The organism is Streptomyces sp. NPDC028711, from assembly GCF_055565415.1.
Genome location: NZ_JBVHUJ010000009.1, coordinates 358,164 through 369,463, shown reverse-complemented (window position 1 = coordinate 369,463; position 11,300 = coordinate 358,164). Strand labels below are relative to the sequence as shown.

The 11,300-nt window shown below is 71.1% G+C and carries 15 protein-coding genes; 1 reads left to right on the top strand and 14 read right to left on the bottom strand.

Annotated features, from left to right (window positions below):
* Positions 1–158: 158 nt before the first annotated feature.
* The 5 genes from ACZ4VK_RS27235 to ACZ4VK_RS27215 form a co-directional block, all read right to left on the bottom strand.
* Complete coding sequence (locus ACZ4VK_RS27235; RefSeq protein ID WP_468357251.1) at positions 159–404, bottom strand: hypothetical protein; 246 nt, start codon at positions 402–404, stop codon at positions 159–161.
* Positions 405–590: 186 nt separating this feature from the next.
* Complete coding sequence (locus ACZ4VK_RS27230; RefSeq protein ID WP_468357248.1) at positions 591–1,025, bottom strand: hypothetical protein; 435 nt, start codon at positions 1,023–1,025, stop codon at positions 591–593.
* A 129-nt stretch (positions 1,026–1,154) separates the two neighbouring features.
* Positions 1,155–1,910 carry a hypothetical protein gene (locus ACZ4VK_RS27225; RefSeq protein ID WP_468357245.1) on the bottom strand — a complete coding sequence of 252 codons (756 nt, stop codon included), beginning with the start codon at positions 1,908–1,910 and terminating at the stop codon, positions 1,155–1,157.
* Positions 1,911–2,139: 229 nt separating this feature from the next.
* Positions 2,140–2,427: a hypothetical protein gene (locus ACZ4VK_RS27220; protein WP_468357242.1), complete on the bottom strand. Its 288-nt coding sequence runs from the start codon at positions 2,425–2,427 to the stop codon at positions 2,140–2,142.
* A gap of 313 nt (positions 2,428–2,740) precedes the next feature.
* Complete coding sequence (locus ACZ4VK_RS27215; RefSeq protein WP_468357239.1) at positions 2,741–3,514, bottom strand: hypothetical protein; 774 nt, start codon at positions 3,512–3,514, stop codon at positions 2,741–2,743.
* Positions 3,515–3,609: 95 nt separating this feature from the next.
* On the opposite strand from ACZ4VK_RS27215, the gene ACZ4VK_RS27210 reads away from it, so the two are divergent.
* The gene (locus tag ACZ4VK_RS27210; protein WP_468357236.1) at positions 3,610–5,169 is read left to right on the top strand and encodes an ISL3 family transposase; all 1,560 of its coding nucleotides are present in this window, start codon (positions 3,610–3,612) and stop codon (positions 5,167–5,169) included.
* Here the strand turns inward: ACZ4VK_RS27210 and ACZ4VK_RS27205 are convergent.
* From ACZ4VK_RS27205 to ACZ4VK_RS27165, 9 genes are all read right to left on the bottom strand, one after another.
* Positions 5,134–5,595: a hypothetical protein gene (locus ACZ4VK_RS27205; protein ID WP_468357233.1), complete on the bottom strand. Its 462-nt coding sequence runs from the start codon at positions 5,593–5,595 to the stop codon at positions 5,134–5,136. The genes ACZ4VK_RS27210 and ACZ4VK_RS27205 overlap by 36 nt on opposite strands.
* 197 nt (positions 5,596–5,792) lie before the next feature.
* Positions 5,793–6,350: a hypothetical protein gene (locus ACZ4VK_RS27200; RefSeq protein ID WP_468357230.1), complete on the bottom strand. Its 558-nt coding sequence runs from the start codon at positions 6,348–6,350 to the stop codon at positions 5,793–5,795.
* Positions 6,351–6,457: 107 nt separating this feature from the next.
* Complete coding sequence (locus tag ACZ4VK_RS27195) at positions 6,458–6,793, bottom strand: hypothetical protein (RefSeq protein ID WP_468357227.1); 336 nt, start codon at positions 6,791–6,793, stop codon at positions 6,458–6,460.
* 70 nt (positions 6,794–6,863) lie between these two features.
* Positions 6,864–7,058, bottom strand: a complete 195-nt coding sequence (locus ACZ4VK_RS27190; RefSeq protein ID WP_468357224.1) for a hypothetical protein — start codon at positions 7,056–7,058, stop codon at positions 6,864–6,866.
* Complete coding sequence (locus ACZ4VK_RS27185) at positions 7,058–7,636, bottom strand: hypothetical protein (RefSeq protein ID WP_468357222.1); 579 nt, start codon at positions 7,634–7,636, stop codon at positions 7,058–7,060. The genes ACZ4VK_RS27190 and ACZ4VK_RS27185 overlap by 1 nt, the downstream gene beginning before the upstream one ends.
* A 68-nt stretch (positions 7,637–7,704) precedes the next feature.
* Complete coding sequence (locus ACZ4VK_RS27180) at positions 7,705–8,163, bottom strand: hypothetical protein (protein ID WP_468357219.1); 459 nt, start codon at positions 8,161–8,163, stop codon at positions 7,705–7,707.
* A gap of 121 nt (positions 8,164–8,284) precedes the next feature.
* Positions 8,285–8,971 carry a hypothetical protein gene (locus tag ACZ4VK_RS27175; protein ID WP_468357216.1) on the bottom strand — a complete coding sequence of 229 codons (687 nt, stop codon included), beginning with the start codon at positions 8,969–8,971 and terminating at the stop codon, positions 8,285–8,287.
* 376 nt (positions 8,972–9,347) lie between these two features.
* The gene (locus ACZ4VK_RS27170; RefSeq protein ID WP_468357213.1) at positions 9,348–10,190 is read right to left on the bottom strand and encodes a hypothetical protein; all 843 of its coding nucleotides are present in this window, start codon (positions 10,188–10,190) and stop codon (positions 9,348–9,350) included.
* A gap of 656 nt (positions 10,191–10,846) precedes the next feature.
* Entirely contained in the window at positions 10,847–11,251 is a 405-nt protein-coding gene (locus ACZ4VK_RS27165; RefSeq protein ID WP_468357210.1) for a hypothetical protein, read from the bottom strand.
* Between the last annotated feature and the right edge of the window lie 49 nt (positions 11,252–11,300).

The following is an 11,300-nucleotide window of genomic DNA, read 5'->3' as shown; positions in this document are numbered from 1 at the left end:
TGGCCCGGTGCCCCGGAGGGGTCGGTGACCGTGTCGCCCGGCCTGACCTCCTCACCCATGGCCGCGCGGCACAGACGACGGACGGCCTCACCGGCGGCATATCAAAGATCCTCAAGGCGGGGGCGGGAGCGCGGCGCTGTGCCGCGCCCCCCGGGGGATCAGCGGTGCTCGGGGCGGGAGTCAGCGAGCCACGCGGTGTGGCGCTTACGCCCCTCCACCAGAACCGCACCCTCCTCGTCCGCCTCGACGGTGAAGGCGAGCATCCCCTCGTCTTGGCCCTGCGGGCTGTACAGGAGCGCATCGAAACGCCTGCCCCGCTCGGCAGGGTCCTGGGGGGCCGGGATCACCCGGGTGCGGGTCAGGGTGTCGGCGGCGCTGTAGCCGGTGACGAAGTAGTGAGGCATGGTCCTCTTTTCCGATCCGAAGGGCGGTTCACGCGGCGTTGAGCGGATCAGGCCGCAGCAGCTTCCCGGGTCTGGGTCAGGGCGAAGTCCAGCGGATTCAGGCCCCGCCAGCGCGCCGGATCGGCGCAGCGGCGGGGGCGGGCCGCGCATCCAGCGGTCCGAGCCCGTCGCGTGCGCTGCCGGGGGTCAGCCGGTGGCGGCCCCGGGTTCGGCGACTGGGCTACCGAGCTCGACCACGGGCAGTCCGAAGAACGTGGCGACCGCGACCGCGCATGCCTCCGCCTGCTGCACGGACCGCATATGGGGGTGGTCGTCCCCCCAGAACACGTGCCGGGTGCCCCTGTCGTCCATGACGGTCGCGTTCAGGGACCACAGCACGTCGCGCCCGATGTCGTAGTGGCCGCCGCGTCCGTCGCTGTCGTACGCGTCGACCCACACCCTCCGCCCATCGCGGCCTGGAGCGGTACAGACCAGGTACTCCTCCGCTGACGTCTTGTAGGGCCTGACGACGCGTACGTGCAGCCCCTGACGCGTCAGTGACTCGATCAACAGGGCGCCCGTACGCCAGGCGCCGCCGGGGGCCGTCCTGGTCAACGAGTGGGGGAATCTGTGCATGGCCATGATCGGATCGTGCTCCTCGTGTGCGGTGACAGGTGGATTGCTCTCGCTTCGGCACCGGCTCGGCCGGGGCGTGTGGCCCGGGCGGGGTGATCGCCGCCGCCCGGGCCACACGCCCATCGGCGGTCCGGGTCAGGCAAGGGCGACGGCGGCCAGCACGAGCGAGCCGAGAGCGGCGAACAGGTAGGCGTCGCCGTGGCCGTAACCGGCCTTCAGGCCGTGGGCGCGGCCGTTGGCCAGGTGCGCCATGCCCCGGATGCTGTCGTCGTCGTCCATGTCGCCGTACTTCGCTTCTGCGGCCCCCATCACTTCCCCGATGATGTCGGACAGGTCGGCCGCGCAGCGCATCTCCCACCGTGCGGGGATCTGCACGACGGTCCCGACCGTGTTGGGCACCCACGTGGTGAGCTGCATGCGGATGGTTTCGATCAGCGCCGTCTCGGTGATGGGCCGCCGGTCGTCGGCGAAGGGGTCCAGCGCGAACTTGCCCTCGTGGCCGTCCCGCACGTGGGCGCGGGCGGCGATGAGCGAGTACAGGGCCCCCAGCAGGTGGCCGTCACCGCGCCCGTGAGCGGCGTACAGGCTGTCGGCGTGGGCGCTGAGCAGGTGGGCGATGCCCCACGGTTCGGCGTTGCCGTCCGCCTCCACGCCCCAGATGTGGACGTGTTCGGCCACCTCGCCGAGGAACTGGGCGATGGTCTCGGCGGGCGCGGCGGCGACCGTCTCGGGGGTGGGGACCGTGAGCCCGAACGCGGCCGTCACCCAGGTACGAGCCTGCACCCGGATCGCTTCGGCTAGCGATGCCGTGTCCAGGACCGGCTTCGGATGCGGGTAGGTGCTCCTCCCGGCCGCGATCCCGTCGGCGGTGTAGCTGGTGGTCTCGGTCATCAAGTCTCTCCCTTGCTCGGGGTGCTGCTTCTGGACGGGACAGGGGCCGGGGCGCGGTCGGCGGGGGAACCGGCCAACCGCCCCGATACATGCAAACTATGTTCTCCAGTGATTCTATTCAATAGACATCGCCCAGGCAGCTAGCGGGCAACCGGCGGGCAGCAAAGCGGCTCAGGCTGGGGCGGGACGTAGGGCCGGGCAAGCCCAACCGGTTCAGGGGCGAACGCGCTCACTGGTCCCATTCCAGTTCGCCGTTGACCAGCAGCTCCATCGCGAGCAGGCCGTCCTCGTCGAACAGCCCGGCCGGCACCTCGTCAATGTCGGCCGAGATCCGCACCCGGGCCTTGCCATCGTCTCCGCGGCTGAGGCGGACGGTCACGATGATGCCAGCGACCTCTACGCCGGGCGCGACCCAGTCACCGTCGAAATCGGTTTGCTGCCCGTGCACTTGGGCGTTCAGGTTGTACTGGGCGACCTGGCCGTCTGTCAGGCCGGGCAGGTGGGTGGCTGGGTTCATGAATGCCTCTCTCGGTGGGATGGGGTTGCGGCCCGTGCGCAGCGAGGCGACCACCGGCAGGAGCGCATCGCGAGCCAGAGGCAGCGTCCGGTGCGGGCGCGGCGGGCCGCCTGAGGAGTTCCGGGCTGGCGGTGAACCACCCGGGGCACCTGCTGCTTCTGGACGGGGCAGGTGCCGGGGCGCGGCCGGCGAGGGAACCCGCCGACCGTGCCCGACACCTGCAAACTATGTTTCTCGGAGCATTCATTCAATAGAGAGTCCGGGAGAGTACATCCACCCCGCCCGGACAGTCAGCGGGGCGGCTGCCGCAGGGTTAGCCGGTCACGCCAAACTGCTCGGGCTTCTCCGCATTCCGGCTCCGCACGGGGTACTTCCCGACCCCGCCGGACTCCTCGGCGAGCGCCCAGCGCGCGAGCGTTCCGTACGGGTCACGAATGATGCGCACCGGCCCCCCGGCGATCACGAGGCAGCCGGACAGCAGCGCGGACGCGGCCTCGGCCTGGACGTGCCCACCGGCCACCACCGCACAGGGGTGCGGGTCCTTGGTCCAGGTGCGGCCACCGTCCTTGCTGTGCTCGCAGACGTAGCGAGCCTCGATCGCGATCTCCGTCACGCGGGGGTCGGCGAACACCGAGGCGTGAAACGCGGCGTAGCCGCTGCTGCTGCCGTCCGGCACCGGGAGCTGGAATCCGGTGCCGGGCTGGGGGGCGCGGCGGGTGCGTAGGACGCGAGTGTCCTGCGGCACCGTCTGGGTGATCGTCCGTCCGTCGTGGCCGAGTGCGGTGAAGGTGCCCCCGGCAATGGCCAGGACGGTGAACGCGCAGCGGGTGACGAACGCGTCGCCCGGGCTCAGCTCCCCCACTGCCACGTGTTCGCCGGCGCGCGTGCGGCCGTGGGCGGCAGGGGGCTCCTCGACGCTCGGCTCGACGCTGTGCACGGCACCGAAGCACGTCACGCGCAGCTCACGCGTGTACCAGTTGAAGGTGCCTCCCGCGCGCAGCCAGAGGGCGAGCACTTCACGCGAGGTCGGACGGTCGTACGTGTCCGTCCTGAGCCGGCCGTGCTCTGTCCACGGACAGTGGGACATCCGGGTGAGCGGACAGTTCAGGTGGGTCTTGCAAGATTTTCGTGAACGGGTGACAGTCCGTCACGGCGGTGGCATCGTCCGTACTGTGTGCTGACTTGCTGGATATCGTGTTTCCGCAGCTTGGCCCGGTAGAGGTGGGGCGGGTGCAGCGGGATGGTGGCGTGGTGCGAGTGACCGCGCGCACTCGGGAAGGTGTCTCCGTGTCCTGTCCGGACTGTGGCGCGGAGAGCGTTCGGGTTCACAGCCACTACCAGCGGCGGGTCAAGGACTGCGCTGTCGGTGGGCAGCCGGTGGTGATCGAGTTGATGGTGCGTCGCCTGTTTTGCGATGAGGATTCCTGCCCGCGACGGACCTTCGTCGAGCAGGTCGCCGGGCTGACGGTTCGATATGGCCGCTATACACCTGGTCTGCTGGCCGTGCTGGGCTCGGTGGGTCTGGCCCTGGCCGGCAGCGCCGGCGCTCGGCTGGCTCGGGTGCTGCAGGTCACCATCAGCCGGGTGGCGCTGATCTCCCTGGTCATGATGCTGCCGGAGCCGGTACTGGTATGCCCGCGCGTGCTGGGGATCGACGATTTCGCCACCAGACGCGGTCATCGCTACGGGACCTGCCTGGTCGATCTGGAGACCCACCGAGTGATCGATCTGCTGCCCGGACGGACCGCGGAGGTGGTGAAGGAGTGGCTGCGCGCCCATCCTGGCGCCGAGATCATTTGCCGTGATCGCGGTGGGTCGTACGCCGAGGCCGCCCGCGAGGCTGCCCCCGACGCGGTGCAGGTCGCCGATCGGTGGCACCTGTGGCACAACCTCGGGCAGGCCGTCGACAAGACAGTCGTGCGTCTGCGCCGGGGCTGGACCCCGGCCCCGGCCACCCCGAAGGAGCGCGCCGCGCCACTGACCGCGCCAGCGGAATCTCAGCTGGTCACTCGCACCCGAGAGCGGCACGCAGCCGTCCACGCGCTGATGGACCACGGGGCGACCATCACAGGTATCACCCGCGAACTGCACCTGGACTACAAGACAGTGCGCAAGTACATGCAGGCCCACGACGCCGAGGACCTGCTCGGCAACGGCCCGAGCGGCCGCTACGGCATCTTGGACCGGCACGCCGACTACCTGGTGCGTCGCTTCACCGAGGGCTGCACGCGCGCCGACCTACTCCACCGCGAACTCCAAGCCCGAGGCGTCCTCACCAGCGAACGCACGGTCCGACGCTTCGTCCACCGACTGCGCGAAGGCGGAGCCACAGCCACCAAGAAGGCAGCCCCCACGCCCCGCGAGGTCGCCGGGCTCCTGCTCACCCACCCCGACAAGCACACTGAACAGGACCAACTGCAACTCAAGGCGCTGCGCGAACGCTGCCCCGAACTGGCCGCGACCGGCGACCTGATTGCCGACTTCGCAAAGGTCCTGGTCAACCGGATGGGAGCGGACAAAATTGACTCCTGGATCGCCACCGCGCAGGACAGCGGCATCACCGAACTGGCCTCCTTCGCCGACGGCCTCACCCGCGACCTGACCGCCGTCCACGCCGGGGTCACCCTCGAATGGAGCTCTGGCCAGGTCGAGGGCCAGAACAACCGAATCAAGATGTTGAAACGGCAGACCTACGGCCGCGCCGGCCTACCCTTCCTCCGCAAACGCGTCGCCTTCGGATGATCCGTGACGGACTGTCACCCGTTCACGAAAATCTTGCAAGACCCATCCGAAATGTCCGCCTACAAGGATCTTGCGCTGTCCGCTCTCATGCTCATCGGGTGAGGTGAACACGTACGCGGTGGCACCCCTGAACGTCACGTCGTCCAGCAGATGATCAGCGCGTTCGCGGGACCACTCCGCCTCGGCTTCGTCAGTGCACGTGACGCGGCCGTGTGCGAAGTCGGCAAGGACGGCGCGTTTGTGGCAGCACCCGCACACGAAAGCGCGGACACCGTACGCGCTGCCGTCCCCGGCGGTGTGCTCGATATCCTCTCCCGAGTTGGTGACGCGGTGCGGGCCATAGGCCATGCCCACCGGGTACGGGTCGGCGCTCGCCCCCGCCGCGATGCCGTCGGCGGCGCGGGTGGCGTTGGTGATCTCCATCATTGGTCCTGCCTTCCTGGTCGGTCATTCGGTTCTCCATGGGCCACCGGCCCGGAGAGACGGGAGCCGCACGGGCCCACACACCCCCCGCGACCGGCGACCGGACGCCAGGCCTTCCCCGACGGCCGGGAATCCCGGGGTGGGTCCGCGCCGCTCCCGGAGCGCGGCGTGGCCACACCCCGGGAGCGGCGCGGGCCCTCTCACGCCTCCGGGCCGGCGGCGCCGGAGGACGGGCGCGGCGCGCTGTAGGGGCGCAGGAGGCGTTCACGGTCGTCGTCGTCCTCGGCGTCCCACCCGTCCCACCGATCGGGGCGGGCCTGGGAGGACAGCAGCAGGCACGGGATGTAGCCCTCGTCGTCGCCGTCACGGCGCAGGTCCTCGGGGAAGTTATCGAACTCTCCCCCGCTCAAGCGCAGGGTCCGCAGGACGTGGCGGACCTGGACGACGTCGGTGGGGTCGTAGCTGCCCCACCGGGCGCGGAGCGGGTCCGTGGCGGGCAGGGACGGCAGCCGGGAACTGTCGAAGTCCGTCAGGATCTGGCCCTGGGCGTCACGGATGCTCTCGGGGAAGAGGTCCGTGGCGAGATCACGGTCATAGTCGATCCACAGGACGAGATAGGCGGCCTCGGGGAAGTGGACGAGCACAGTGTCGGCGACGAGTCGCGCCACCCCCTGCGCGGCGGCACGCTGAGCGCGCAGCATCTTCGCCCATGACGCGAGGTCGGCGGGACGGGCGGGATCGGTGTGCGGGCGGGTCATAGGAGAGTCCTTCCACTGGGCGGGGGCGGGGCGCGGCAGGGACGCCGCGCCCCACAACGGTTCAGGCCAGGCGGTCATACCGGCGGCCGGGGCGGTGCATGGGAACTTCAGGCGGCGAGAAGGCGCAGCGGGCGCGGCTGCCGTCGCGCCGGGGCCTCCTCCTGGTGCAGCCGCAGATCCCACACGCGGTGCTGGGCGGGGACGGGGCAGGAAGCACCGCACGCGGTGAAGTCGGGGACGACTTCGCGGCGGATGTCGGGACGCTGGGCAGGGGTGCATCGCTCCCGGCACGTGATGGGAACCAGGTAGCCGTTCTCCCAGACGTTGACGGGGGCGTAGGAGCTGTCCGGGCAGAGGGTGAGCATCTGTGTGCCCGAGCGGGTCTCGACAAACCACCACGTCGCGGCGGTGGGGCGCTCGGAGTCGGTCTGCGGGCGGGTCACGGGGTGTCCTTCCGGATGGCTGAGGTGGCAGGGCGGTGTTCGAGGCGGGAGCTGGGGCGCGGGGGCGGGTTCAGCCGGCGGCTGCGCACTTCGGGCAGGTGACCGAGAGAGGGCTGCCGCTGCGCAGGGACTCGATGACGAACGGTCCCTTGACGCCGCACTTCGTGCGGGCGTCGGTGATGTTCGCGTAGGACCATCCGGGCTGGAGGTCGTGCGTGGCGCCGCCTGGCGTGGGCCGGGCGACGTAGGCGGCCTCGCGCGCCATCACGCCTCCTTGCGCGGGAAGCTGACGGCCGGGGCGTTGGCGCTGGCCTCGCGCCGGCGGGGGACGACCAGGTGCAGGACGTTTCCCTGGTACTCCAGCGCGACGAACGCCTTGCCGTCGGACAGGTCCACGTCGGGGTAGGCGGTGGCCGGGTCGAGGAGTGCGTACGCGCAGGCCCGGCAGACGTAGGCGCCGTGTCCGGTGAACGCGAGGGTGCCGGTCTTCTTGCATTCGGTATTGGGGCAGGGCATGGGCTGGGGCCTGCCCGGCGCGGCGGGAACGACGGGGCGGGCGACGGTGAAGCGGGTGGGCCAGTCGGCGCGGCGTCCGAACGCGGCGCGGGCGTAGTCGTGGGCGACGTCGATCAGGTCCTCGCTGATGCGGCGGTGCATGGTCGGCGCGAGCGGGGTGGTGACGCGGCCCTTGGTGTCGAAGCCGAGGAAGAGCGTCAGCCGGGACCGGCCGCCGTTGTTGATGAAGTGCAGGGCCTGGGTGCCGGTGTGGCCGCGGGCTTCGGTGTCGAACAACTCCACGGCCAACTCGGCGGCGCGCTCGGGGTCGGGCTGAATACGGGGCATGGGGATTCCTTCCGGTGGGGCTGGGGGTGGGGTGGGGCGCGGCAAGGGTGCCGCGCCCCAAGGTGGGGTCAGGCGCAGCACTCGACGGCGTGGGCGCGGTGCGTGGCGCACGTGGTGCGCTCTGCCGGGATGATCACGCCGTACCCCTCGCACGTGTCCTCCAGGGCGAGGAGGAGCACCAGGTGCGGCCCCTCGTGCGGGTCGTAGTCCGGGGCGGTGAGATCGGCGTGGATGGCCGTCAGGGCGTCCAGGGCAACACGGGCGAGCCTGGGGAACTCGGTCTCGCCGTCACGTTCCGTGGCGGCGGCGAGGGTCGCGGCGAGCGAGCGGGCGACGCTCAGGGCGGCGAAGCCCTCTTCCATGACGGATTCGGCGGCGGCGCGGAAGTCCCGCATCCATTCGACCTGGCGGAGCGTGGTGCCCGCGCCTATCCACTGCCGCATGAAATCGGTGTCCGCGCCGTTGGCTTCGTAGACGGCGGCGGCGGTCGCGAGCGGCATCAGGCGGGTGTCGGCGAGCGTGGGCATGGATGTGTCCTCCGGGACATGGGGCGTGGGTGTCTGGGGATACCGGGTGGGTGTCGGCCGGCTGCGGGGGGCGGTCCGGCGGGGGGCCGGGGTAGTGGCCCCGACCCCCCGCCCTGGCGGGTCACCCCTTCCAGAGGATCTTTCGGCCACCGAAGAGGTAGGGCTCGGTGCTGGTGTCGTCCAGGACGTGCGCGTCCCGTGCGGCCTGGGCGTAGCCCCATCCGGCGGCGAGCTGCTTGGCGGCTTCGATGGCCTGCTCGTCGGTGGTCAAGTCGGTGCACTTCTCGGACGTGAGGGTGGCGTGGCTCTCGGCGTTGCGGCCCTGGGCCTCGTAGCGGTGGGTGATCTCCGCGTCCAGGGAGACCGGCGTGAACCGGGTCCAGAAGGGCGGCGTGTAGCGGTTGTCGGCGTGGCGGACCTCGCCGCCAACGCGGCGGGCGGTGTCGCGGGCCTCCTCGAAGAGACGGAACCCGCTGGGGACACGGCCCTCGTCGGTGAAGACGTAGAACATGCCCGGGGACGCGGTCGGCGCCCATGCGACGTGCGCGGCAACGATGGCGTCGCTGTAGATCGCGCCCTCGCTGTCGGTGTAGAGCCCGGCCTCGCCGAGGGTGACCGCGCCACCGAACGGGCGGGCGTAGTCGCCCAGGATCTGCGCCATCGGGTACCGGCCGCCGGTGGTGATTTGGACGGGCATCAGCTTCCCCGCGACGCGCATGTGCACGGCGACCTCGGAGTAGGCAATGCGCATGAGGACGATGTCGCCCGGCTTGACGGTGGTCGTGCGGCCCAGAAGAGAAACGGGCATTTGCTGCCTCCCGGTGTAGTCCCGACGTGATGCGGCGGGTTCGCTGCGGGGGCTTTCCGCACCCCCTCGCCACACCTGCAAACTATGATGTTGAGGCATCTCATTCAATACATTGAAAGGCGTTCCCGGACGACAGTCCACACGGGCCAGGAAGCGGCACAGAGACAGGCGAAAAAGGGAAAGGGGGAAGCGGACCGACGCCCCCACTCCCCCTTCCCGCTGCCCTTCTTTTTGTCTTACTCCTCCGCCCCTGCGGCGGACGGTCAACGGGGGCCGGTCGGCGGCCGGGGTCGGCGTGTCGGCGGCCTGGGGCGCGGGCGCGGCCGGGAGTTGAGGGGCACCGCCCGGGCCGATCGCCGGACGGCACCGGGCAGGGTCAGCCGGAGACCGGCGGCCAGATCACGAGGTGGCGCACGCACCGGGTCCTCGTCGTCGACGCCTGGGCGTGCATCACCTTCCAGCCCACCGCGCGGAAGGCCTCGGCGTAGCTGTCGAGCGCCGTGTTCCGGGCGGTGCGCTCCTCGGCGCGCAGCGTGGCGTTGCGGCGGGCCGCGACGGATTCCTCGGCCCACCCGTTCAGCAGGTGCGCCACCCGCACGCCCGGGTTTCCCTCGCCCGGCTCCGGGGTCACGAACGCCCCGTCCGTGCAGGGGCCGCCGCGCTGGGTGCTGAGGGACGCGAGGGGGATGCCCTCCGTCCGGAGCGCTGCCAGGGCCTCGCTCACGCCCTGGTGGTTTTCGAACCACGGCGCGGTGCCCGTGAACTCCTCGGCAGGGCGCAGTTCGTGGACGTGGCAGGGGCGGACGCTGTGGCCGTGCTCGTCGGCATCGGCAGAGCGCACGTTGTAGTGCGGACTCGCCCAGTTGACGACCGTGCCCGCGTACTCCGGCAGCACGCGGTGCGTGCGGGTGCGGTGGCAGTACACGACGGGGCGGACGGTGACAGCGTCCCCGGGGGCGAACCGCTGCGCCTCGGGCTTGATGTCGGCCGCGGCCTCCTCGGCGGTGGCCGGGCGAAGGACGACCTGACCCCGGACGTCGTTGTAGACGATGTGGGCATGAGGGCCGTTGGCGGACACCTCGCGGACCGCGCGCTTGCCCGGCTTCATCGGGGCGTTGCTCATCTCGCGCAGCGCGTCGGCGGTGTCGATGCGTTCGGGGGTTCCGCCGTTGACGATCCTCATGTGGAAGCGCCGGGCGGGTTGCGTGGTAGGGGGCATCGGTGTTCCTCCGGTTGTGGGGTGCGCCCGGCCAGTGGGCCGGGCGCACCAAGGGTGGGCGGTCGAGCGGGTACGGCAGAGGGGTTCGGATCAGGGGCTGACGGGCCGCCCCCGGCCGTAGCAGGAAATGGGTCTCAGAAGGGCGGGCAGCACTAGGGCCGGGGCAAGCCGCGGCGTGCTCGGCCGCCCGCTCCTCCTCCTCCTTGGCACGGGCCTGGTCGGCGGTCGGGCCGGCGCGCGGCCTCGCGGCGCCGGCGGCACTCCTCGTCCGGGCACGACAGGGTGGCGGTGATCTCGTCGCGCGATCCGTAGCGGTGGACGAATCCGTAGTCCTCGCACGACGAACCGTCGAAGACGGGCGGCTCATCAGCAGGCTTCGCCAGACAGACAGGCATGAGAGGGGGCTCCTTCACGGGCGGGGGCTGCGCTCAGCCGCGCCTGGCCAAGACGGCGCGGACTGCGCCCTGCACCCTGCGTGCCGGGTTCGATGGTCAGGGCGTGGGAGTGAGCGGCGGGGGTGCACCCCTGGGGACTCCGCGATGGAGCCGGGTCGGCCGCGGCCGCGGACTGGGAGGCCGCTCGCCTCCCCCGCTCTGGACACCTGCAAACTATGTGGGCACGCACCTGCATTCAATACGTGCGCCACCCCCGCGCGGTCAGCGCAGGACGAACGGGATCCAGGCGGGCAGGTGCAGCGGGCGCAGCGTCGCGTGACGAACGGACAGGCGGAGCTCCTCGGCCAGCTCGCCGAGCTCGGCGCCCTTCGCCTCGAAGTCGTCGTGGCCGCCGACCAGCGGCACACCACTCGGGTGTGACTGCGCGTCGAAAGACAGCACGGAGTAGACGCGGAAGCGGATCGCGGCCCCCGCCCATCCCCCTGGCCCGGTCCGGCTGTCCGCGTTCGTGCTGGCGAACACGATCCGGTCGGCCCACCGGAGCTCCGATCCAGCGGGCGGAACCCATTCGTTGGAGTAGCGCGGCGGCTCCTCGATCAGGCGGTGGTGCAGGTCGCGGTCATCGCGGGGGACACAGAAGGCGAACACGCGGGGTACGGCGGGCATGGGGTTCCTCCGGAAAGCGGGCGGGGCTGCGGGGCGCGGCACGCGCCGC